We start from the raw sequence: 22,815 nt of genomic DNA, 5'->3' as shown, positions 1-22,815 counted from the left end.
ATTGGGTGGGGCCGCACGCAGACAATCGATGCGTGCGGTCTCGTTCTGCTGACTGGCTTCATCCTGTTCGAAGCGCGCTGCCAGGCGCTCTTCCACATCGCGCTCTATAAGCGCTCCCTTCCTGCCGTCCGCCTCGCCGGCCGCGCCCCTTCAGCGTCCAGTTACACGAACGCCTGACGCTGTGTGATACTGCCAACGCTTGTCCATACAACGAATTGCATCACTGCATTCCGGGCATAGCCGTGCAGTCGCACATTCCGGCTACAACTACAGACGCCAACGTTTTCTCCAGTCAAAAATGCCGAATCCATCACACGAGCCAGGCGGCAACGCAGCAAAAATGACCGCCATTGCCGCTGTCGATCAGATCAGTTTTCGTCGCATCATTCGCCGCAACATCGCGCTGCCACTCGCACTCGGCGTCATCACGATGGCGCTGTTCGTCGCGCTCATTGCGTACCTCGTCAACACGATGAGCTGGGTCGAGCATTCGGAGCGCGTGATCGGCAACGCGAATGAAATGCTGCGCCTGGCGGTCGACAGGGAATCCGCATTGCGCGGTTTCCTGATCACGGGCGACGAGAATTTCCTCGCGCCGTATCAGCTTGGCCAGCCGCGCTTCGAAACAGAGATCAACACGCTGATGCAACTGGTTTCCGATAACCCGTCGCAGGTCGAGCAGCTCAAGCGCATTCGCGGCGTGCAGCAGCGCTGGGATCAGTTCGCGCAGGAGATGATCGATCTGCGCCGGCGCAACCTGGATTACACCGAGCAGGTGAAGAGCGGTCGCGGCAAGATCGAATTCGACGAAACGCGGCGGCTGTTCGGCCAGTTTCTCGCGGTGGAAGAAGCACTGCGTCAGCAGCGTTCCGGCGATGCACGCAACGTCACGTCGATCCTGGTCGGCGTGTTTCTGATCGTCAGCCTGTCGGTGAGCGGTTTTATCGCGTATCGCGGGCGGCGCGATCTGCTGAACCTGTCCGAATCGTATGACGGCGTGCTTGCGCGCCAGGCCGAGCACACCGATGTATTGCAGCAGCAGGTCTGGTTGCGTTCCGGGCAGCGGCTGCTCGCGGAACGGGTTGTCGGCCAGTCGGGGCCGCCGCTGGTTGGCCGCGCGATTCTCGACTTTCTCGCCGAATATCTGGACGTGCTGGTCGCGGCGTTATACGTGCGCGACCGTGCAACGGGCAGCCTCAAACGCATCGCAACTTACGGCTTCAGCCAGGAAAGCGAGCAGGCAACCCGCACCTTCCGCGAAGCCGAAAGCCTGATCGGCCAGGCCGCCGCGTCGCGCCGTACGCTGGTTCTGCACGACGTCCCCGACGATTACATCAAGGTCGTCTCCGGCACGGGCATGAGTGCGCCGCGCAACCTCGTCGTTCTGCCCATCGAAAACGATGGCGTCGTCAACGGCGTGATCGAGCTTGGCTTCATGCGCAACATCAGTCCGCGCGATCACGAGTTTCTGACGCTGATCGCCAACAGCATGGGCGATTTCATCGAAGCCGCGCTGTATCGCGAACGCTTGCAGGATGCGCTCGCCGAAACGCAGCAGTTGAATGAAGAGCTTCAGGTACAGCAGGAAGAGTTGCGCGTATCGAATGAAGGTCTCGAAGAACGCGGCCGTGCGCTGGTCGAATCGCAATCGCGGCTCGAGGCGCAGCAGGCGGAACTCGAACAGACCAACGTGCAGCTTGAAGACTACGCGAAGCGTCTGGAGCGCCAGAAGTCCGATCTGCTCGAAGCACAGGACGAACTGGCCGCCAACGCTGCGCGGCTGGAACAGTCGAGCCGCTACAAGTCCGAGTTTCTTGCGAACATGTCGCATGAACTGCGCACGCCGCTGAACAGCTCGCTGATACTCGCGCGCCTGTTGCAGGAGAACCGCACCGGCAACCTGACGGAAGAGCAGGTGCGCTACGCGGAAACGATTCATGCGTCGAACAGCGACCTGCTGGTGCTGATCAACGACATCCTCGATCTGTCGAAGGTGGAAGCCGGACAGATCACCATCGACAGCGAAACGGTGCCGCTCGATTCGATGTTGCAGTCGCTGCGCGAAATGTTCGAGCCAATGGCGGCTGCGAAGCATCTGCAGTTCTCGGCCGAGCGTGCGCCCGGCGTGCCCGACACGATCGTCACCGATGGCCAGCGCGTCGCGCAGATCCTGCGCAACCTGCTATCCAACGCGTTGAAGTTCACCGAGCAGGGCGAAGTCGCGCTCACCGTCGCTGCTGGCGACGCGAACACGCTGCGTTTCGACGTGCGCGATACGGGCATCGGCATCGCCGCCGAAAAACTCGAACTGATCTTCGAAGCGTTCCAGCAGGCAGACGGCTCGACCAGCCGTCACTATGGCGGCAGCGGCCTCGGCCTGTCGATCTCGCGTGAATTCGCGCGGCTGCTGGGCGGCCGTGTCAGTGTGGCGAGCGAACCGGGCAAGGGCAGCGTGTTCACGCTGTGGCTGCCGCTGCAAGGCCCGGCGAACGTACAGGCGCACACGCCACCGCAGCCTGCGGAATTGCTGAAGCCGGCCGCACGCACGGCTGCCGTGGCAACGCTCCATGCCGAACCGCCGCTGATGTCGACGCAGTCCGCCATCGCGCAGCCATCAGTACATGACGACCGCGACAACCTCCGCCACGAAAATCGTCTGATCCTCGCTATTGAAGACGACCTCGTGTTCGCCGAGATCCTGCGCGATCTCACGCACGAACTCGACTTCGATTTCGTCCACGCGATGGATGCAACCACGGGTCTCACACTCGTGCGCGACATGCAGCCGACGGCCGTTCTGCTTGATGTCGGCCTGCCCGACCGCTCGGGGCTGACGGTGCTCGAATGGCTGAAGAACGATCCCGCCACGCGTCACATTCCGATTCACATCGTCTCCGCCACCGATCACGCCGAAAAAGCGCTGCATCTGGGCGCAGTCGGCTACACGATCAAGCCGACCGCGCGCACCACGCTGGAAGCGGCGATCCGGCGCCTCGAAAGCCGCCTGCAACAGCGTATGAAACGCGTGCTGGTAATCGAAGACGATGCCGCGATGCGCGAGAGCATTCGCGCGCTGCTGCAAAGCGATACGACGGAGATCGTCGCCGTCGCGACGCTCGCGGGCGCGCTGGAGCAACTGTCGACGGAACTGTTCGATTGCGTGGTGACCGATCTCGCGTTGCCCGACGGCACCGGCTACGATCTGCTCGAACAGCTCGCCGCCGACGTCACGCATCAGGCGATGCCCGTGATCGTCTACACGGGCCGCATGCTGTCCGGCGATGAAGAGCACCGGCTACGCCGCTACTCGAAATCGATCATCATCAAGGGCGCAAAGTCACCTGAACGTCTGCTCGATGAAGTGACGCTGTTCCTGCATAGCGTCGAGTCGTCGCTCGCGCCCGAACAGCAGCGCATGTTGCGCACCGTGCGCCAGCGCGACAACCAGTTCGAAGGGCGCACCATCCTGCTCGCAGAAGACGACGTGCGCAACATCTTCGCGCTGTCGCACGTGATCGAGCCGCTGGGTGCGAGGCTCGAAATTGCGCGCAACGGCCGTGAAGCACTCGAAGCGCTAAACAGCGGACGCGAAGTGGATCTCGTGCTGATGGACATCATGATGCCGGAGATGGACGGTCTGACGGCGATCGGGCACATTCGCCGCGATCCGCACTTCGCGCATCTGCCCATCATCGCGTTGACGGCGAAAGCAATGGCGCAAGACCGCATGCGCTGCCTCGAAGCCGGTGCCGACGACTACATCTCCAAGCCCATCGACGTCGACAAGCTGATTTCGCTGTGCCGCGTGTGGCTGCGGCAACGCTAGGCGCGAGGAGCCGCAAGCCATGAGCCGTTTCTCGTACGACGATTCGCCGCAACGCATGCACGATTTCGACATCGAGCTGAAGCTGCTGCTGGAAGCGATTTATCTGAAGTACCAGCACGACTTCCGGCGCTACTCGATGTCGTCGTTGCGGCGGCGTCTCGTACAGGCGCTCGAAGAATTCGGCGTCACCACGCTGTCGCAGTTGCAGGACAGGATCATGCGCAGCGAAGCCGATTTCGTGCGGCTGTTTCACTACCTGACGGTGCAGGTCAGCGACATGTTCCGCGACCCCGCCTACTTTCTCGCACTGCGCGATCACGTGCTGCCCGTGCTACAAACCTATCCGTCGATCAAGGTGTGGGTGGCCGGATGCAGCACGGGCGAAGAACTGTGGTCGCTGAAAATCCTGTTCGACGAAGCGGGCCTCACCGAGCGCACGCTGTTCTACGCGACCGACATCAATCCCGATGCGCTCACGCGCGCCGATGCGGGTATTTATGCGCTCGACCGCATCGCGGGCTTTACGCGCAACTATCTGGCAGCGGGCGGCAAACGCTCGCTCTCCGACTACTATCACGCAGCGTATGGCGGCGCGCGCTTTTCCGGGCCGCTGAAAGAGCGCGTCGTGTTCGCGGATCACAGCCTGTCCACCGACGAAGTCTTTCTCGAAGCGCACCTCGTGTCGTGCCGCAATGTGCTGATCTATTTCGATCGCGCCTTGCAGGATCGTGCGCTCGGTCTCTTCAAGGACACGCTGGTGCGGCGCGGCTTTCTCGGACTCGGCAGCAAGGAGAGCTTGCGCTTTTCGACGCAGTACGATGCATTCGAGGAGTTCCGCGAACGCGAGCGCATTTACCAGAAGCGCTAGACTGCACGTGATTTCAACATCGAACGATCGATCGAAACCGATGAACACACCTCGCCGACCTTCTCCAACGGGCGCTGCCGCGTCGGTGGAGACGCGCGCGTTCGAGGCCGTGGCAATCGGTGCATCGGCGGGCGGCATCGACGCGTTGAACGTGCTGTTGCCCGCGTTGCCGGCATCGTTCGGTGTCGCGGTGCTGATCGTCTCGCACCTGCCCGCCGAGCCGCCGAGCCGGCTGGCCGAAACGCTCGGCTATCGCTGTGCGCTCCACGTGGTCGAACCGGACGCGGGCGAGCCGGTGCTGCCGGGCCGCGTGCATCTCGCGCCGCCTGGTTATCACATGCTGATCGATGACGACCGTACGATTGCGCTGTCGATCGATTCGACGGTGCGCTATTCGCGTCCGTCCATCGACGTGCTGTTCGAATCGGCCGCGCACGTGTACCGCGAGCGGCTGCTCGGCATCCTGCTTTCGGGTGCCAACGACGACGGCGCGCATGGCCTCGAAGTGATCCGCGCGATGGGCGGCGTCGCGTGGGTGCAAGACCCGCAAACGGCTGTCTCGCCGACAATGCCGGGCGCGGCCATCGCGCGCGGTGCCGCCGACGAAGTGCTTTCTCCAACCCAGATGGCCCGGCGGCTCGCCGGTCTGCCGCCTCACACTAGAACGATGACATGAGGAACTCCACCGTCAACATTCTGATCGTCGACGACATCGCGCATAACATCACGGCGCTGGAGGCGTTGCTCGCGCGTCCGGGCATCGAATTGCTGGTCGCGAATTCGGGCACGGCGGCACTCGATCTGCTCCTCAAGCACGAAGCCGCGCTGGCGATTCTCGACGTCAACATGCCCGGCATGAACGGCTTCGAACTGGCGTCGCTGATGCGTGGCAGTCCGCGCACGTCGCATGTGCCGATCATCTTTCTGACGGCGACGACGGAAGACGCGTCGCGTACGTTCCGTGGCTACGAAGCGGGCGCCGTCGACTTCCTGCACAAACCGTTCGATCCGCGCATCCTGCAGTCGAAAGTCGACGTGTTCGTGCAACTCGAACAACACAAGCGGCAACTCGCCGATCAGTTGCTGACCACGCGCCAGCTGCTCGAAGCGAATGAAATGCTGATGGCCGTGCTCGGCCACGATCTGCGCACGCCGCTCGGCACGGTGCTGGCATCGGCGGAATACCTGGTGCGCAATGCACCCGACGAGCAATCCGCGACGGTCGCGGGACGTATCCGCAACAGCTCGCTGCGCATGTCGCGGATGGTGCATCAGCTGCTGAATCTCGCGCGCCTGCAAGGCGGCCGCATGCAATTGCAACCTCATGCGGCCGAACTGGCAACGCTGTGCCGTGGCGTGATCGAAGAGTTCGCGACGCACGAGCATGCGGGCCAGATTGCGTTCACGTCGCGCGGTAATACGACCGGCACGTGGGACACGGATCTGCTGTGGCAGGCCATCTCGAACCTGATCAGCAACGCGTTGCATCACGGCGAGCATGGCAGCCCGATCACCGTCGACATCGACGCCGACGATTCGAAATGGCTGCGTCTGACGGTCAGCAATCGCGGCGCGATTTCCGCCGCGATGCTGCCGCATCTGTTCGAAGCATTCGGCTCGAACAGCGCGGGCGAGCGCTCGCGCGAAGGGCTGGGTCTCGGTCTGCACATCGTTCACAAGATCGTGCACATGCATGGCGGCAAGGTGACGGGCAAATCGGACGACGTCATCGGCACCGTCTTTACGGTCGAACTGCCGCGCACCGCGCAAAGCTGGGTGAGTTGAATTGCCGCGGCCTGCGGGCCGCTTTGGAAATACTTCGTAAGAGATACGGCTGCGGTGCAGGCGCCTTGGCCTGCGCGGGCCGGCGTCCGCGCCCCGTTTCGTGTGTGGCGGCGGCGCGTCGCGCTGTCAGCCGATGTAATAACGGCTTGCCATCAAACCACACTACAATGCATGCCGTCCGGTCCCGTTGTCCGCTTCGTCATCATGTCCAGCCGCCTTTCCCGTCGCGCTTCTCGCCTTGCTCTCGCGTTGAGCCTGCCCGTTCTTGCCGTGCTCGGCGCCTGCTCGACACCGCCCAAGGCGAAACTGCAGGAAGACTTCGTCAGCAGCGGCGCGAGTCCTTATACGCGTACGTTTCAGGTGACCAGCACGGAAGCCTGTGAAGGCGCGCGCCGCGCGCTCCTGAGCCAGGGCTACATGACGACGCTGGTGCGTCCCGATACCGTCGATGCCAGCAAGAACTTCCAGCCCGCCAGCGATTCGCACTTCACGGTCGAATTCCATATCGTCTGCACGGCGGGCGATGACGCGACCAACAGCAGCATCGTCTACGCGAACGCGGTGCAGAGCGGCTATGCGCTGAAGAAAAGCGATACGTCGGCCAGCGTGGGCTTGAGCGTGCTCGGCTCGCTGTCGCTGCCGATCCGCCAGAACAGCGACGCGATGGTGAAAATTTCCAGCGAGACGATCCAGTCGGGCAAGTTCTACGACGGCTTCTTCAATCTGATCAGCCACTATCTGGCTAACGTGGTGCGCAGCATGCCCGTGCCGGGCAATTCCGTCGAAGCGACGCCGTTGCCCGCGCCCGCGCCTGCACCTGCACTGGTCGTCACGCCGACACAGACGACGCCCGGTGGTACGCCCGCGCCCGTCATCGTGTCGGCGCCTTTGTCCACGGCGGCGGCTGTTGCTGCGGCAACGCCGGTTGCTTCGTCAACGCCTGCTTCGGTGGCGACCACGGCGCATGAAGCCGCGGCGGCGGCCGCGGCGGCAGCACTGCTCGACGGCGCGCCAGCGGTTGCGGATACGCCTGCTTCGGGAGCGGCTGCGGTGCAGTGAGGTTGTCGGCGAAATGCTGACTCCGGCACCTCAGTTGCCTTCAGCCGGTTCTCCGTCATGAATCGCGTCCGCCGGGCCCCATTCCTGGATGCTCAGGTAATAGCGGGTCGAGCGACCAGCGCCAACCTTGCGCAGGAATCCCAGTTCCTCGAGTTCAATCAGTTCGCGCGACGCGGTGGCCCGCGAAGTGCCGCCTATGCCTTCGTATTTCCGGGTACTCATACCGCCTTCGAAACCGTTGGGTCCGGCGTCGATCAGAAGGTTGACGACTTTGCGCTGCCGCGCCGTCAGCACCTTGTCCTGGTGGTTCATCCAGAACACGGCTTTCTCGAGTGATGCGTCCACGACTCGCGACGCTTCCTCGCAAGACACACGCACCTGTTCCACGAACCACACGACCCATTCGGTCACGTCCAGTCCGCCGTGCTGCGCACGCTCCAGCTGTTCGTAGTAGTCACGCCGCCTGTCCAGCAGGCGCTGTGATGTGCGGATCAAACGGCTTACGTCACCGCTATCGCGCGCCAGCACAAGATCGATGAGCACGCGGCCAATCCGGCCGTTGCCGTCCTCAAAGGGGTGAATCGTCTCGAACCAGAGATGAGCGAGCGCCGCCTTGACCAGACTGTCGTGCTCCGTGGTCGCGTTGAACCAGTCCAGCAACTTCTGCATCTCTGCCGGGACGTCAGCCGACGACGGTGCTTCGTAGTGAACCCTTTCGTGCCCCACGCGCCCGCTGATGATCTGCATCGGCTCGGCATGCTCGCGATATGCTCCTACGAGGATTTTCACCATGCCTGAGTAGCCAGTCGGGAAGAGCGCCGCCTGCCATGCATACAGGCGCTCATGCGTTAGCGGCGCCTCCCGTTGCCGTACTGCGTCATCCATGATGTCGAGCAGACCTTCGACGCTCCTGGGCGCGTTCGGACCATCCTGATTTCCGACACCGAGCCGCCGTGCAACGGACGAACGCACCGCCGTGAGATCGATGCGCTCACCCTCGATGGCGGCCGTCGCCACCGCGTCCTGGCTCCACGCCTCGGCGGCAAGCTCCAGCCGCTGCTCGAAGCCAAGGCCCGCCAGTTTGCCTTCCACGACGCCCTGCGCTCGGCGCGCGCGCGACAGCTCAGCGCCGACGCGAACGGCGTCGTAGTGCATGCCGGGCCACGTGGGCGCCTGCCAGATGAGAGATCGGGTCGGTGACATGGTGCTGGATCGGGTTGAGTCGATTACGTTCGACAATCGACTCATATGGCGAGTCGAATAGCAGTATAGCCAGGTTTGAGTCGAATACGCAGCTAATCGACTCATTCTTTGAGTCGATTAGCTGCGTATTCGACTCACGGGATGCTCGCCGAGTCGCCCGACCTTGAACGGGGCGAAGCACAGACCCGTGGAATCGCGCGTCGCATCAGGCGATATTCAACGTATTTATTTTCCCCTCCACACTCAAGATTTCACCCATTTTGCCGATCGCGAGCCGATTATCTGTTTTAAATTCGTGATCGGTAAAAACGTCGCCAGTAAAAACGACCGAAGCATCGATATAAATCAAATCGTCGAAAATATTTTCCCGATTGGGCTTTGCCCGCACTTCAGCATGACGCCAATCCAGCCGTTACCACCTTCACGGAATTAACAAAACGGTACGCAATTTCGGTGCAGTCAAACCTGCCGATATTCGCGTGCCGCTGGTGCTCAAAATTGGAGAGGGTCCATGTTTGTCGCTATTGGTTGGGTGCTGGTTCTCGGATCGGTGATCGGGAGCTTTCTGGGCGTGGGCGGCCATTTGCCCGCGCTGGTTCAGCCGTTCGAATTGCTGTGCATTTTCGGCGCGGCAATTGGCGCGTTCGTCGTCAGCAATCCCGTTTCGGTATTGAAGAAAACCATCAAGGCTTTGCCTAGCTGTTTCAAGGGCGGCGGTTATTCGAAAGAGGTTTATCTCGAACTGATTGCGCTGCTTTATGAGCTGCTTCAGAAAGCGCGTAAGGAAGGCATGATGGCGCTCGAAGCCGACGTCAACGCGCCGGAAGAAAGCGCACTGTTCCAGAAATATTCGCATGTGCTGAAAGACCATCATCTGCTCGATTTCATCGTCGATTATCTGCGGATGATGGCGACGGGCAACGTCAACGTGCTCGAAATGCAGGATCTGATGGACGAAGAACTGGAAACGCATCACGCCGAATCGTCGGTGCCCGCCAATGCGATCCAGAAGATGGCGGACGGCCTGCCCGCGTTCGGCATCGTCGCGGCCGTGATGGGCGTGGTGCACACGATGGGTTCCGTCGGCGCGCCGCCCGCCGTGCTCGGCGAAATGATCGCGGGCGCGCTGGTCGGCACGTTCCTCGGCATTCTGCTCGCGTATGGCTTCATCGGCCCCGTGGCCGATCTGCTCAACGCGAAGGGCCGCGCGGAAGCGAAGCCATATCAGTGCGTGAAGGCCGTGCTGCTCGCGTCGCTGTCCGGCTACGCGCCGCCCGTCGCGGTCGAATTCGGCCGCAAGGTGCTGTTCACGGCAGACCGTCCGAGCTTCCAGGAGCTCGACGACGCCGTGCGCGCCACCAAGATGCCGAAGTCGGCCTGACGCTTGCGGAAAGGGAGAACGGCATGGCCGAAAGAAAACCCCGCGGCGAGGAAGCGAGCGAGAAAGCCGCGCCCGTGATCGTGCGCCGCTCGAAGAAGGGCGACGGACACGGCGGACATCACGGCGGCGCATGGAAGATCGCCTACGCGGACTTCGTGACCGCGATGATGGCCTTCTTCCTGTTGATGTGGCTGCTTGGTTCGACGTCGAAGTATGACAAGCAGGGTATCGAGGATTACTTCAACACGCCGCTGTCGAGCCTGCTCGGCGGCAACGAAGGGACGGCGGCGGCACGTCCGAACGTGATTCAGGGCGGCGGCCGCGACATGTCGGACACGCGCCCCGGCGATGGCAAGAAGACGCAGCAGGAACCGGCGAAACCGACACTCACGCAGGCCGCAATGGTGCCGAACGACTCCGCGCGTCTCGAACAGTTGAAGTCGAAGCTCTCGGCGCTGATCGAGCAGACGCCCGCGTTGAAGGCGTTCAAGGATCAGATCCGCATTTCGATTACGAACGAGGGCTTGCGCATCGAGATCGTCGATTCGCTGAAGCGCCCGATGTTCGCGACGGGAAGTTCGAAGCTGCAAGACTACGCGGCAACGATTCTTACGCAGATCGGCGCGGCATTGAACGATGTCGACAATCGCATTTCGATTGCAGGCCACACGGACGCTACGACCTATGCGAACGGGCCTGCCGGCTATTCGAACTGGGAGTTGTCGTCGGAGCGCGCGAATGCGGCGCGGCGCGCACTGGTCGCGGGCGGGATGCGGGAAGACAAGCTGCTGCAGGTGCGCGGTCTCGCCGATGTTCTGCCGCTCAATGCGAACGTTGCTGACGAGCCGACCAATCGACGGATTAGCGTTCTGGTGCTGAACAAGGCTGCCGAACAGGCGTTTTTCAGTGACGGCGGGCGGACATCGATCGATCAGGCTTTGCCGGCCAGTGAGGCGATTCCGGGCGTTGTGTCGAAGATGAAGGTGAGTGTTCGCACCACGTATTGAGCGGATTGCCTCGCGCTTTCGCTGGCATTCGTGTTTTACCCTCGTGTTTCAGGCATCGCGTCGTGTGGCGCGACGCCTGAAAGGGCAAGTCATATCGGGCATGCCAGCGACATGCCTGAATCCGACTACATAAACAGGCCCACAACCCGAAACATCGCCTCGCACCGTTTCACCCATCGACACAATCCCGTCCCCCGGTGCCACCGCGCACGACACACCCGCTTCCGCCGCAAATCAATTTCCATCCACACCTTCACAACCGCAACACGTTTCTGATATTGGTGGAGGAAGCACCGCAGTTGCGCTTGCGCGAAATCACGCGTGCAAACGTGCATTTTCCCTTCAATGCCTGATAGGAGATGGAGAACGACAATGCAAAGAAGACACTTCGTGACAGCAAGTGTTGCTGCACTCGCCTACGGCGGCCTGTTGATGTCGGGCTGCACCACTACCAAGAGCAGCGGTGAGTCGGCCGCCACCGACATGTCCAAGCGCCAGTCGATCGATGCCAGCGTCGACGGCACGCTCTCGAAGCTCTACACCACGGTGCAAGGCTCGCGCGAACTGGTCGCCAAGGCTCGCGGCGTGCTCGTGTTTCCTTCCGTGCTGCAGGTCGGCTTCGTAGTGGGCGGGCAGTACGGCGAGGGCGCGCTGCGTGTGGGCGGCAGCACTGCGGGCTACTACAGCACGATTTCCGGCTCGTTCGGCCTGCAGTTGGGCGCGCAATCGAAAGCGATCATCTTCCTCTTCATGACGCAAGACGCACTCGACAAATTCCGCAACGCCAGCGGCTGGTCGGCGGGTGCCGATGCGTCGGTGGCATTGCTGAAAGTCGGCGCGAACGGCGCACTCGATACCACCACGGCCACCGCGCCCGTCGAAGCCATCGTGATGACGAACTCGGGCCTCATGGCCGACGTGTCGCTGGCAGGTACCAAGGTGTCGAAGCTGAACATCTGAGCGCTGCGCAACGCGGTAATCCTGCGCGTCACGCGCAGAAAGACAAACGGCTCGCCATTGCCGATGGCGAGCCGTTTTGCTTATGTGCTTCGCAGCGATCAGAAGCGGTACGTGACGCCGACCTTCACGATCGGATACCAGCGCCACTTGTCAGCCTTGTTCTGAAGATCCTGGCGCTCCTGGTCGACGTTCGCCTGACCGGCTTCGGCGACGATGTCGGCAGGCACGTCGAGCGTCACATCCGGACGGCCGTAGGTCACGCCGGCATCGAAGAACGCGGAGAAGCCCTTCTGCGCAATGGGCGTATGGCCGAAGCCGATGCCGATGTACGGACGCACTGTCGGATACTTCGCCTTCGCGTGGACGGTCTCGCCATTCGTCGCGTAGTCGGTGCCGTTGATGCGCACGGTGCCGCTCGGGCTGGTCGCGTCGCCCGACACGTTGTCGCCGCCGATGATCATGCCCGCCGTGATGCGGAACGGCACGGTGGCGGGCGCCGGGAAGAAGTCGAGGTACAGGCCGCCGTGATAGATCTTGGCCTTGCCGTCGTAGTTCAGGCCGCCGGCGCTGAAGTTGTGCGACAGCGCGAAGCCGTTGAATTCGGCGCGGATGTTGTCGCGCGTGCCGATCGGTTCGGAGAAGCCAATGCCGAGACCTTCTGTGCCGACCTGACCGTAGATTTCGTGAGCGTGCGCGAGAGGTGCGGACAGCGCGAAGCCTGCCGCAAGCGTGACCAACAGCCTGTTCATCTGTGAGATTTCCTTCGGGGTTCTGGAGGGCGCCTGACCTTGACGCCGCGTGTATCGGGAATAATTGCCCGTCACACGCAAAGTGCTTGCGTTGCGGCGGCGTCCCAGACCCGTCTTATTACGGACCACTCACAGAAAATCTTTAATGAATATTTAAAACGTTCTTTGCATGCCTGTTTTAAGCCCTTTAAAAGACGCACTCTCGCGTGCGAATCGGTAAATTACACATCCTTACCGGATTCCAACTCCGTCATTCAATGCCGCGCGCCATACGCTGGATGGCCTGCGGCGGCTGGCCGAACGCGCGCAGGAACGCACGCCGCATGCGTTCGCCATCGCCGAAGCCCACATCGCGCGCCACCACGTCGACGCCGTGCCGCCCAGTTTCGAGCATCAGCCGCGCCGCCTCGACGCGCAAACGTTCCACTGCCTTCGCAGGCGTCTGTCCCGTTTCCTCCCGGAATGCACGCGTGAACTGGCGCGGACTCAGATGCGCGGCGTCCGCAAGCTGTTCGACGGAAAGCGGCGCACTCAGATTGCGCCTCGCGTAAGACAAGGCCGTCTGGATCCGATCAGACTTCGGCGCGAGTTCGAGCAGCGCCGAGAATTGCGACTGGCCGCCCGCACGCCGGTGATACACGACCAGCTTGCGAGCGACATGACGCGCGAGTTCGACGCCTGCATCCTTCTCGACGAACGCAAGCGCCAGGTCGATGCACGCCGTCATGCCCGCCGACGTCCACATATCGCTATCGATGATGAAAATGCGATCCTCTTCCACTTTGACGTGCGGATAACGTTTGCGCATGTCGTCGGCGTAATACCAGTGCGTCGTCGCTCGCTTGCCGTCGAGCAGACCCGCCTCGGCCAGATGAAACGCGCCCGTGCACGCAGCAGCAACACGCCGCGCCGCAGGTGCCGCGCGTTGGAGAAATTCGATCAGCGAAGGCCGCGATGGCTGCAAGTCGTTGTCGCCGACCACGAGAATCGTGTCGAAGCGGCTGTCGTCGAAAGGCTGAGTCGATACCTCGAAACCCGACGAGCACGCCACCGGGCCGCCGCGCTCGGATAGCAGCACGAAGTCATACAGCGGCTCGCTCATTTCGCGGTTCGCGAACTCCAGCACGCTTGTCATGCCCAGATTCATTACCTGAAAACCGGGGTACAGAACGATTCCGACGCGCAGCATGGCTTGACTCCAGCGATGTCCTAAAAGGAGGGATCTATGACGTTGAGGTCATGTGAGTATGCACCTAATCTTGTGGCCATGCAGACGACGCGGCGTCGCCTGCGCCCACTCACTCAGGAGCATGAACATGTCGACTTCTTCCCATATCGCTGCGAATCTCGGCACGGCCGTCGTGACGGGTGCCTCGTCGGGCATCGGTGCGATTTACGCGGACCGGCTTGCGCGCCGCGGCTACGACCTGATCCTCGTCGCCCGCAACCGCTCGCGTCTCGAACAACTGGCGACGCGTATTTCGAATGAAACGGGCCGTTCGGTTGAAATCGTCGCCGCCGATCTGAACGACGATGCCGACGTTCGCCGAGTCGAAAACGTATTGCGCACGGATGCGAGCATCACGATGCTGGTGAACAACGCGGGCGTCGGTGCAGCCGCACCGCTGGTGGATTCCGACGTCGAGAAAATGGAAGCGATGATCAAGCTGAACGTCATCGCGCTGACGCGGCTGACGTACGCGATCGTGCCTGGCTTTGTCGCGCGCGGCAGCGGCAACATCATCAACATTGCGTCTATCGTGGCGGTCGCGCCTGAAATCCTGAACGGCGTCTACGGCGGCACGAAGGCATTCGTGCTCGCGCTGACGCAATCGCTGCATCACGAACTGGCAAGCAAGGGCATCAAGGTGCAAGCGGTATTGCCGGGCGCGACCCGTACCGAGTTCTGGGATGTCGCAGGCGTGCCGATCGAAATGGTCGAAGAGCGCGGGATTGTGATGTCGGCGGAACAGATGGTGGACGCGTCGCTGGTCGGCTTCGATCAGGGCGAACTGGCGACCATTCCTTCGCTGCCCGATTACGCCGACTGGCAAAAGTTCGAATCGGCGCGTGCTGCGCTTGGACCGAATCTGTCGCGCAGCGCGCCGGCTGAGCGGTTTAACGTGGCTTGAGGAATGGGAACGGGCAGAGTTTATGCGCCTAAACTCTGCCCTCGCCGCCCGAACGCGTCACGCGCCGAGCAGCACACCCGTACGAAACGCGCGCGTACCTGTCACGCGACCCAGCGGCGCACCCGCCGTCACGAAACGGATCGCGCGCCGCATGTAAAGCACGCCCTCCGTATTGCTGGTGATGGTCGTGGTCTCGTCCGTCAGCGGATCGACGATATCGAACAACGCATCGCCGGCACGAATCCAGTCGCCAATCTTCACGCGATGCACGAGGATCCCGCTAACAGGCGCGTAAAACTGCTCGCTGCCTGCAAGCGGCGGCGCGGGCGTCGGCAGCTCCGGCATCGGCTTCGCGACGCCTTCAATCGCCTTGCGATGGATCAGATAGTCGACCAGCGCGTCAGCGTCCTGCTGCGCGATTTCGTAGGAAACGTCGCGCTGTCCGCGACATTCGATGGTCACCGCGACCGTGCCCGTCGCAATCGGCTTGCCCGCCGGCAACTGTTGCTGCAGATGCCACCACAAGAGGCTGTGCGCTTCGTCGAATGCCTGACCGCCTGAATCCGTCGCGAGCAGCGACGCTTCCGAACGCAGATAACGCGCGAGCGGCTCGATGTCCGGCCAACCCGCTTCGCTCGTGTAGACATGCATCACGGCTTCGAGCGAGCAATGCAGGTCAATCACGACGTCGGCATCGTGCGACAGCTTCAGCAACGCGAGTTGCAGCGATTCATATTCGGTCAGCGGCTTTTGCGCGTCGAGTTGCTCGCGCACCAGTTGACGAATCAGGTCGCGGTTCTCGTTTGCATCGGAGCCGAGACGATCTTTCGCGCGATCCAGCAACGTCGCGAACTGCATGAAATGCCGGTTGAAGTTCTTGCCGCTGCCCGTTTCAAAACGCCCGATGAACTGGCCGAGCACATGCTGGCTAAGACCGACAGGATTCGCCACCGGCACCAGCACGACTTCGGCTTTCAGCAAACCTTGCGCTTCGAGTTCGACGAGGCGCCGCTTGAGCAACACCGTCGTCAGCATCGCGGGCGTTTCGTCTGCATGCAGCGACGCCTGGATATAGAATTTTTGTCCGCTGTTTTGCGGACCGAAATGAAACGAAACGACTTCGCGCGAAGTGCCGACTGCGGGCGAAAGAAGCGGAATGGATTGCCTGTTCATGTGACTCTTCTAAAAATCGTTCGCGTGCGATCCGATCAGTTGCCGTACGGATCGAAGTCGAAATACTTGTGCGCGATCTGCGCGTAGGTGCCGTCTTTGCGCATCGACGCGATCGCCGAATTGATGGATGTCTGCAGCGCAGTTTCGTCCTTGCGCATGCCGATACCAACGCCGCGATCGCCCATATCGAGCGGCTCGCCGACGAATGCGAAACCCTTGCCCTGCGGCGTGCGCAGGAAACCATAGTCGGCCTCGACAGTGCCCAGAAGCGCGCCATCCAGGCGGCCGTTGATCAGGTCGCTGAACACTTCGTCCTGGCCTTTGTACGCGACCACATGCACGCCCGCCGTCGCCCAGTGCGATTGCGCGTAGGACTCGAACTGCGTGCCCGTTTGCACGCCGATCTGCTTGCCGGCGAGCGTAGCGGGCGCGCTGCCGTTGAGTGCCGTGCCCTGCTTCGCGACCAGACGCGATTTGAACTGGAACAACTTCGACGAGAAAAGAATCTGTTGCTCGCGCTTCGCGGTAATCGCCATCGACGACATGATCGCGTCGATCTTGCGCGCCTGCAGCGCCGGAATCATGCCGGAGAACTCCAGTTCGACCCACTCGCAGCGCGCGTGAATGCGCTTGCAGATTTCGTTGCCGAGATCGACGTCGAAGCCCTTGAGACTGCCGTCGGGCGCTTTCGCATCCATCGGCGGATAAGTCGGGTCGATGCCTAGACGCACCGTGTCGTTGTCGCGCGCGAACGCGCCCTGGCTTGCAAAACCCAATGCGGCGAGGAGAAGTACCAGCGAGATCTTCATGGCGAACGGCCTGTAGTCGGCTTTAATGGGATGGTTTCCGAGCCGATCCTACGACGCCATAGTGATACAAAAAAGTGCAAATCTGTCTATCATGATCACTTTTGCTGATCACACAGTCTGCTCCGCTGCCGATGGCGCTCACCATTTCCCAACTCCGCGTGTTCACAGCCGTTGCCGAGCACGGCAGCATTCGCGCCGCGTCGCGCGCGCTCGGCATCGCGCAGAGCGGCGTCACGCAGCAGTTGCAGAACCTCGAAGCGATGCTCGGCGCGACGCTGTTCACGCGCACCAATCGCGGCATCGCGCTGACGGCGATCGGGCAACGCATGCTGCAGCGCGCGGCGACGATCCTCGGTGAATGCGCGCGCGCCGAGCATGAAGCGCAGCAGTTGCGCGGCGAATACACCGGACAGGTCACGTTCGGCCTGACGACCGAGCCACTGATCGACGCGGGCGCGCCCGTGCTGACCGAGTTCCGCGAGCGCTTTCCGCGCGTGGCGGCGCACATGCGCACGGGCACGTCGCGAATGATGATCCAGTGGATTCGTGAGGGCACGCTCGACTTCGCGGTGGCGCTCGTGTCGAAGCATACGGATACGACCGATCTCTCCGTCACCAAGCTGTATCCGTCCGATCCTGTCGTCGTGTGCAGGCGCGGGCATCCGCTGGCGCACGCGACATCGCTGGCCGAACTCGCGGACTGCTCGTGGATCGCAACCCGCTCGCCCAACCTCACCGACGATCCACAAGCACATCGCCTCAACGATCTGTTCGCACGCTATCGGCTCGATCCGCCGCGAATCGTCTCGACCGTCGAAGGGTTGTTCGAGTCGCTGCATCTGGTGAGCGAGACGGATTGCCTGTCGCTGGAGGCCGCCGTCGTGACGAAGCGCGGCCCCTTCGCGCGCGTGCTGACAACCATCGACGTGCGCGAACGCGTCGCCGCACAGGACGTCTGCGTGCTGCAGCGCGCCGCTGCACCGCTCACGCCCGCCGCCCAGGAACTCGCGACGATGATCGCGTCGTACACGCGCACCGTGCGCGCGCGCAACCATCAATCTGGTTGAACCAGCAACCATCGCGCGCTGCGCAGGCTCCCGAAAACCCTCACCTCACGCCCGTTTCGGCCCAGTTGGCAGGAAACCGCGCGCGGTTGGCAGGATCGCGCGTATCAATGCTTTTGCCCCGCAGAAGGGCTCTCCCTACACTTTGATCACACGCCGATCGCACATTTCGACACAGCGAACGGCCACCACCGATCACGTTCTGGAGAACCGAAAATGAGCGAAATCATCGCAGGCATCAAGATCCCCGACAGCAAGATGGCGCGTGAAGCGACGCAACTCGTGCGCGACACGGAAACCGATCTGCTCTTTCACCACTCGCGTCGCGTGTTCCTGTTCGGCGCGCTGACGGGACAGCGCAAGCAGATGAAGTACGACCCTGAGTTGCTCTACATCGGCGCGATGTTCCATGACATGGGCCTGATGGAAAAGTACAGCAGCGCGCACGATCGCTTCGAAGTCGATGGTGCCAATGCCGCGCGCGATTTTCTGCTTGGCTATGGCATCGGTGAGAACGAGATCGAAATGGTGTGGGATTCGATCGCGCTGCACACGACGCCGGGCATTCCGCAGTACAAGAAGCCCGTGGTCGCGCTGGTGACGGCAGGCGTCGAAATGGATGTGCTCGGTCTCGCCTACGACGAGTTCGCGACGGAAGACCGCAAGCTGGTCGTCGCGGCACATCCGCGTGGCGAGAACTTCAAGGAAAACATCATCGACGCATTCGCGAACGGCACGAAGCACAAGCCGCTCACGACCTTCGGCAACGTCAAAGCCGATGTGCTCGCGTTGAAAGACCCGGAATACAAGCGCCTGAATTTCTGCAGCATCATTCTCGGCTCGGCATGGAACGACTCGAACGTGCAGGCCGGCGTGTGCCGCAATCCTGCGCATAACCACGGCTGAGCGCGGTGAATCGATCTCTCCTCGTCAAGGTCTGTTGACGATCAAGCCGCTTGCAGTCTCCGCTCAAGCGTGCCTTTGGATCCGCGTTCTTGCGAGCGCGGATTTTTTTCTTTGCGGTGAGAGGTCAAGCTGAATTCGATTGCGCGCGGCACATCAACGCCTTGACGTTAGCGCGCCACAACGACACGCGACGTCCTGCGCACCGTATGCGAAGGCAACTCGCCGAACTGCGCCTTGTATGCGTTCGCGAAATGTCCGAGGTGCACGAAGCCCCACTGCGCAGCGGCATCGCTGACGGAAAGATCGGCCTGCCGCGTATCGAGCAGCAGACGTCGCACCTGCGCGAGCCGCAGCGAGCGCACGTACGCGAGCGGATTGGTCTGCACGACAGCCTGAAAACTGTTCTGCACCGTGCGCCGGCTCACGCGCAACTGCTTGCAAAGGCTCTCGATATCGATGGGCTCTTCGGGATGATGGATCACGAAGTCATGAATGCGTCGCACGATGTCGGCCTGACACGCGTAGGTCAGGCGGTTCGACGATGCGGGCACGTGGTACGCGAGCAGATCGACGAGTGCTTCGCTAACCTGGCTGCGCACCGCGCGCTGCGCGTGCAGTTCGTCGAAGGCGTCGGGCTGCGCCAGCACGCGTTCGATCAGCGTGGCGAGCTGCAAGCCCGCGCGCGTGCACGCGGCATTCGGAATATCGAGCACCGTGCGGCGGAACAGGGAGTCGTCGAGTTCGACGCCCGCGCAATCGGCCACGCCTTGCAGCATGTCGGAATCGACCACGACGCCGATCAGCGCCATCTCGTCGGGCGAATGAAACTCGAAGGGCATGCCGCCCTGCGCCATCACGAAGGCGCCACGATCGATGCGCACGCCGCCGAACGAGAACGCGCCCGCGCCCGCCAGCGGGATGCCAAACGTCATATGATTGTCCGGCAGTTGCCCACGCTGCACGACACGCAGATTCGCCGACTCGTGGAACACCTGCACGCCTTCCAGCTCGATCTGCTTCACCGCGCTGCGAAACGCGCCCGAGCCGATCTGGTCGTAATGCTGGTCCCAGCCCCGCAGCGCGGCCGCGTGGTCATCGGCATCGTTGAAGAACTGGTGATGGACGTACACAGCGCTCCCACAATCTCAAAAAATCCGCGAAGGCTCGTAGAATAAACCGACCAAGCGGTCGGGGAAATATGTCCGAGGGTTTGTCCTGGGCGTTTTGTCGGTTGAACGCGACAATTCGCCCTTTGCGGCTGCTCGCGGTTGGAACACGGACGACGCCATTCTAGCCAGCGTCAAAAATCCGTCGAAGCCTTCCAGAACACCAGGTGCACTAAAGAAAAACCTTAGGCCGATTGTCGCGGCGGCAGATTTACTTATATCCTAGCGAATCGTTTGTTTCTCGCTGGATACTCATGGCAACGACCCGAACCCGAACTGGCGCCGGCGCGCCGCTCGCGATGCATCGCAATCTGCCGATGCTGCTGCTGCGCGCGCGCGAACTGATGATGGCGCGCTTTCGTCCGCTGCTGACGGCGCAAGGTCTGACCGAGCAGCAATGGCGCATCATTCGCGCGCTGCACGAGAACGGACCGCTGGAGCCGCGACAGATATGCGCGCTGTGCACGATTTCCAGTCCAAGCCTCGCGGGCGTGCTTGCGCGCATGGAGGATCTCGGGCACGTGACGAAGGAACGCTTCGAAGACGATCAGCGGCGCGTGCGCGTGTCGTTGACGGCGCAGAGCGCGGAGATCGTCGAGAAGATGGCGCCGATGCTGGAGGCGGAGTATCGGGCGCTGGAAAAGCAGGTCGGGGCGAAGGTTGTCGGCGATCTCTATGTCGCCGTGGATGCGTTGATAAGGGAACTCGATGACGATGCCGAGACACCCGTAGAGGGCGTTGACAAAGATTGACAGCAACATCGAGCGCCTTCGGCTAGATTCAGCGGATTTGCACATGCTTTGCAATCCGTAATAATGAAAATGTTGCTTTTGATGCGCCTGATCATGGTGCTGACGTTGAGTGCTATGGCCGGTTGTGACGGCGCCGTTTCGGCATTGACCATTCCTGCCGAAATCAAGCCTGCTGTCGATACGTACCATCTGTCCAGGATCGCTGGGGCTGATCTTCAGAAGCCTGATATCTATCGCTCGCTTCTCCAGTTGAGCGAGCAGGTCTGTAATCGCGACGCAATGGGCGTGCTCAGTGGGAATCTGGACGCGCTGGGTTATCACGCTGAAGTCGGCCGGATTCTCGTTCAGTTTGTCGATCGCTGCGGCAAGGCCGACGGTTTCCTGAGCGCCGCAGCGAACGATCTCATCGCCACGGGGGACTTCGCACGGGCAACGTCCGTGCTGGACAGGCTGGTGGCCGCCAATCCGCTCAATCCGCAGTAATACTTTGACCGCGGACGCGCGAACGAAGGCGCCGAACGCTACGATGCCGCGCTTGGCGACTATATGCAGGTCATCAATCTGGAAGCAGACCACGCGGTCATTACCAGCAATCTGTTTATCCGCGCCGCCGACATATACGCAAAGAAAAGCCAATACTGCAACGCCATTGGCATGATCCGCATGTGGATATCCGCCAGCCCGGACCGTGCGGACAATGCACAGGCGAAATCGATGATCACCCGGTATGCGTCGAAGCAGAGTTGTCCGTCTGGCTATGCGTCAGGCCATGCGACTTTCCCACGTCGCAACGGAAACACCATTCGGGTTCGTGCCAGCATCAACGGAACGGAAGGGACGTTTATCGTTGATACGGGAGCGTCGTACGTTTCATTGACTTCTGCGTTCGCGCAACGCGCCCACATTGCCGTCGATCACGCTCAGATCATTCACCTTCAAACTGCCAATGGCCTGCGCGATGCAAAGCTCGCGCAAGCGGGCAGCGTGAACCTGAACGGCGTCACGGCGTGGAGCGTTCCGGTGACTGTCGATGAGAAAGATGCGCGGGGTTTTGGCGCAGGAATTGATGGATTGCTAGGGCAATCGTTTCTGTCGCGGTTCGAGACGCGATTTGGGCCGAATGAGTGGACTATTGCGCAGCGCTGAGGGCGCACGCTTTCTAAAATGGTGATCGGCGAATCGGGCTGCGACCTGTACTCCTAATTTCGCGCGATCTTCGCGTCCAACACATGCGATTTAGACGAATTGCCCTTGCTGCAAGCTTGTTACTCAGTTCATGCGCGCAACCACACACTGGTGCTGCGCTATTGCCCGCGTCGTACGAATGCAAATCTCACTGCTCTCCCGATCTCCTTGGCGAAACATTTGCTCTCCCCGACCGAGGATTGGTGATTGGTCATGGAAGCTTTTTTACTCCATTCGCCGATTGGTTTGTCGTTGACTACGACGCGAACAGATTTACGCAGTTGACAACCAGAATCGCTGCAAAAAACGAAACGGGGCCACGTATGAAGGTGAGCCAACGCAGAGATGTGCTCTTAACGCAGGCGCAAATGAATGAAATTCAGCAGGCCGCCAACAAGGTGTGGGCGTTACCGCACGGCGTGCGATCGAAAAGCATTACCGACGTTGTGTGGGATATCTATCTGTTCGACGGTAAAACGCATCGACACGACTATGGGCCTGGCATGCCGGACGACGTGGGAGCCGATCTTGAGCATGTAGTCAGGCAAATTGCCACCGTCTATAACTGACCCAACATGCAGTACAAGCACATGTGATACCGCAGTCGATGTCTCGGCACATAAGGCCCGAGTCGTATCGCGAATACTGGGACCAATCAGCACTCGAAAGAAGAGCCGCCATGAGGTAACGATCAACTACCGAATCCATCAATGAAAATCATCGGCACCGAGTGGATGCGCAAATAGAGAAGCCGCCTTAAGGCGGCTTCTCTTTGAATAGGCATCGTCAG

The 22,815-nt window shown here is 61.4% G+C and carries 22 protein-coding genes; 16 read left to right on the top strand and 6 right to left on the bottom strand.

Translation table 11 applies throughout. The features are described 5' to 3' along the window. The first annotated feature begins 340 nt into the window (after positions 1–340). From DK391_RS03155 to DK391_RS03135, 5 genes are all read left to right on the top strand, one after another. On the top strand, positions 341–3,826 hold the full coding sequence (locus DK391_RS03155) for a response regulator (RefSeq protein WP_109476536.1): 3,486 nt from the start codon (positions 341–343) through the stop codon (positions 3,824–3,826). A 19-nt stretch (positions 3,827–3,845) separates the two neighbouring features. After that, positions 3,846–4,694, top strand: a complete 849-nt coding sequence (locus DK391_RS03150; RefSeq protein ID WP_109476535.1) for a CheR family methyltransferase — start codon at positions 3,846–3,848, stop codon at positions 4,692–4,694. A gap of 40 nt (positions 4,695–4,734) precedes the next feature. Continuing rightward, a complete protein-coding gene (locus DK391_RS03145) occupies positions 4,735–5,370 on the top strand; it encodes a chemotaxis protein CheB (protein ID WP_109476534.1) in 636 nt (211 codons plus the stop codon). Next, positions 5,367–6,479 carry a hybrid sensor histidine kinase/response regulator gene (locus DK391_RS03140; protein WP_109476533.1) on the top strand — a complete coding sequence of 371 codons (1,113 nt, stop codon included), beginning with the start codon at positions 5,367–5,369 and terminating at the stop codon, positions 6,477–6,479. Before DK391_RS03145 ends, DK391_RS03140 begins: the two co-directional genes overlap by 4 nt. 204 nt (positions 6,480–6,683) lie before the next feature. Beyond that, positions 6,684–7,538, top strand: coding sequence for a DUF2242 domain-containing protein (locus tag DK391_RS03135; protein ID WP_109476622.1), 855 nt, complete (start codon positions 6,684–6,686; stop codon positions 7,536–7,538). 30 nt (positions 7,539–7,568) lie between these two features. Here DK391_RS03135 and DK391_RS03130 read toward each other — a convergent pair whose 3' ends face one another. Next, a complete protein-coding gene (locus DK391_RS03130) occupies positions 7,569–8,741 on the bottom strand; it encodes a Fic family protein (protein ID WP_162600659.1) in 1,173 nt (390 codons plus the stop codon). 187 nt (positions 8,742–8,928) lie between these two features. On the opposite strand from DK391_RS03130, the gene DK391_RS44085 reads away from it, so the two are divergent. From DK391_RS44085 to DK391_RS03110, 4 genes are all read left to right on the top strand, one after another. Next, positions 8,929–9,174, top strand: coding sequence for a hypothetical protein (locus DK391_RS44085; RefSeq protein ID WP_162600658.1), 246 nt, complete (start codon positions 8,929–8,931; stop codon positions 9,172–9,174). Between the two features lie 78 nt (positions 9,175–9,252). Continuing rightward, positions 9,253–10,122, top strand: a complete 870-nt coding sequence (motA, locus tag DK391_RS03120) for a flagellar motor stator protein MotA (RefSeq protein WP_109476530.1) — start codon at positions 9,253–9,255, stop codon at positions 10,120–10,122. Positions 10,123–10,145: 23 nt separating this feature from the next. Beyond that, positions 10,146–11,129, top strand: coding sequence for a flagellar motor protein MotB (gene motB, locus DK391_RS03115; protein ID WP_109476529.1), 984 nt, complete (start codon positions 10,146–10,148; stop codon positions 11,127–11,129). Between the two features lie 372 nt (positions 11,130–11,501). After that, on the top strand, positions 11,502–12,089 hold the full coding sequence (locus DK391_RS03110) for a YSC84-related protein (RefSeq protein WP_109476528.1): 588 nt from the start codon (positions 11,502–11,504) through the stop codon (positions 12,087–12,089). Positions 12,090–12,187: 98 nt separating this feature from the next. On the opposite strand, the gene DK391_RS03105 is transcribed toward DK391_RS03110, so the two are convergent. Together DK391_RS03105 and DK391_RS03100 are read right to left on the bottom strand one after the other, a co-directional pair. Further along, the gene (locus DK391_RS03105; protein ID WP_109476527.1) at positions 12,188–12,838 is read right to left on the bottom strand and encodes a hypothetical protein; all 651 of its coding nucleotides are present in this window, start codon (positions 12,836–12,838) and stop codon (positions 12,188–12,190) included. Between the two features lie 250 nt (positions 12,839–13,088). Then, positions 13,089–14,027: a GlxA family transcriptional regulator gene (locus DK391_RS03100; protein ID WP_109476526.1), complete on the bottom strand. Its 939-nt coding sequence runs from the start codon at positions 14,025–14,027 to the stop codon at positions 13,089–13,091. Positions 14,028–14,154: 127 nt separating this feature from the next. Here DK391_RS03100 and DK391_RS03095 point away from each other — a divergent pair, with 127 nt between their 5' ends. Next, complete coding sequence (locus DK391_RS03095) at positions 14,155–14,970, top strand: SDR family oxidoreductase (protein ID WP_109476525.1); 816 nt, start codon at positions 14,155–14,157, stop codon at positions 14,968–14,970. 57 nt (positions 14,971–15,027) lie between these two features. Here the strand turns inward: DK391_RS03095 and DK391_RS03090 are convergent, their stop codons facing one another. Then, positions 15,028–16,143: a succinylglutamate desuccinylase/aspartoacylase family protein gene (locus DK391_RS03090; RefSeq protein ID WP_109476524.1), complete on the bottom strand. Its 1,116-nt coding sequence runs from the start codon at positions 16,141–16,143 to the stop codon at positions 15,028–15,030. A gap of 35 nt (positions 16,144–16,178) precedes the next feature. Beyond that, positions 16,179–16,952: a transporter substrate-binding domain-containing protein gene (locus DK391_RS03085; protein ID WP_109476523.1), complete on the bottom strand. Its 774-nt coding sequence runs from the start codon at positions 16,950–16,952 to the stop codon at positions 16,179–16,181. A gap of 131 nt (positions 16,953–17,083) precedes the next feature. On the opposite strand from DK391_RS03085, the gene DK391_RS03080 reads away from it, so the two are divergent. Together DK391_RS03080 and DK391_RS03075 are read left to right on the top strand one after the other, a co-directional pair. Then, positions 17,084–18,019, top strand: coding sequence for a LysR substrate-binding domain-containing protein (locus tag DK391_RS03080; protein WP_109476621.1), 936 nt, complete (start codon positions 17,084–17,086; stop codon positions 18,017–18,019). Between the two features lie 213 nt (positions 18,020–18,232). Beyond that, on the top strand, positions 18,233–18,922 hold the full coding sequence (locus DK391_RS03075; protein WP_109476522.1) for an HD domain-containing protein: 690 nt from the start codon (positions 18,233–18,235) through the stop codon (positions 18,920–18,922). A gap of 167 nt (positions 18,923–19,089) precedes the next feature. On the opposite strand, the gene DK391_RS03070 is transcribed toward DK391_RS03075, so the two are convergent. Beyond that, on the bottom strand, positions 19,090–20,052 hold the full coding sequence (locus tag DK391_RS03070) for a helix-turn-helix domain-containing protein (protein ID WP_109476521.1): 963 nt from the start codon (positions 20,050–20,052) through the stop codon (positions 19,090–19,092). Between the two features lie 290 nt (positions 20,053–20,342). On the opposite strand from DK391_RS03070, the gene hpaR reads away from it, so the two are divergent. The 4 genes from hpaR (at position 20,343) to DK391_RS03050 (ending at position 22,594) form a co-directional block, all read left to right on the top strand. Next, positions 20,343–20,840, top strand: coding sequence for a homoprotocatechuate degradation operon regulator HpaR (hpaR, locus tag DK391_RS03065; RefSeq protein WP_239482685.1), 498 nt, complete (start codon positions 20,343–20,345; stop codon positions 20,838–20,840). 78 nt (positions 20,841–20,918) lie between these two features. Beyond that, a complete protein-coding gene (locus DK391_RS03060; RefSeq protein ID WP_204117273.1) occupies positions 20,919–21,323 on the top strand; it encodes a hypothetical protein in 405 nt (134 codons plus the stop codon). A 63-nt stretch (positions 21,324–21,386) separates the two neighbouring features. Beyond that, on the top strand, positions 21,387–21,986 hold the full coding sequence (locus tag DK391_RS03055; protein ID WP_109476519.1) for a retropepsin-like aspartic protease: 600 nt from the start codon (positions 21,387–21,389) through the stop codon (positions 21,984–21,986). 242 nt (positions 21,987–22,228) lie between these two features. Further along, entirely contained in the window at positions 22,229–22,594 is a 366-nt protein-coding gene (locus DK391_RS03050; protein ID WP_162600656.1) for a hypothetical protein, read from the top strand. Positions 22,595–22,815 lie beyond the last annotated feature (221 nt).

Source organism: Paraburkholderia sp. C35, from assembly GCF_003121405.1.
GTDB lineage: Bacteria > Pseudomonadota > Gammaproteobacteria > Burkholderiales > Burkholderiaceae > Paraburkholderia.
This window is presented reverse-complemented; position numbering and strand designations above follow the sequence as displayed.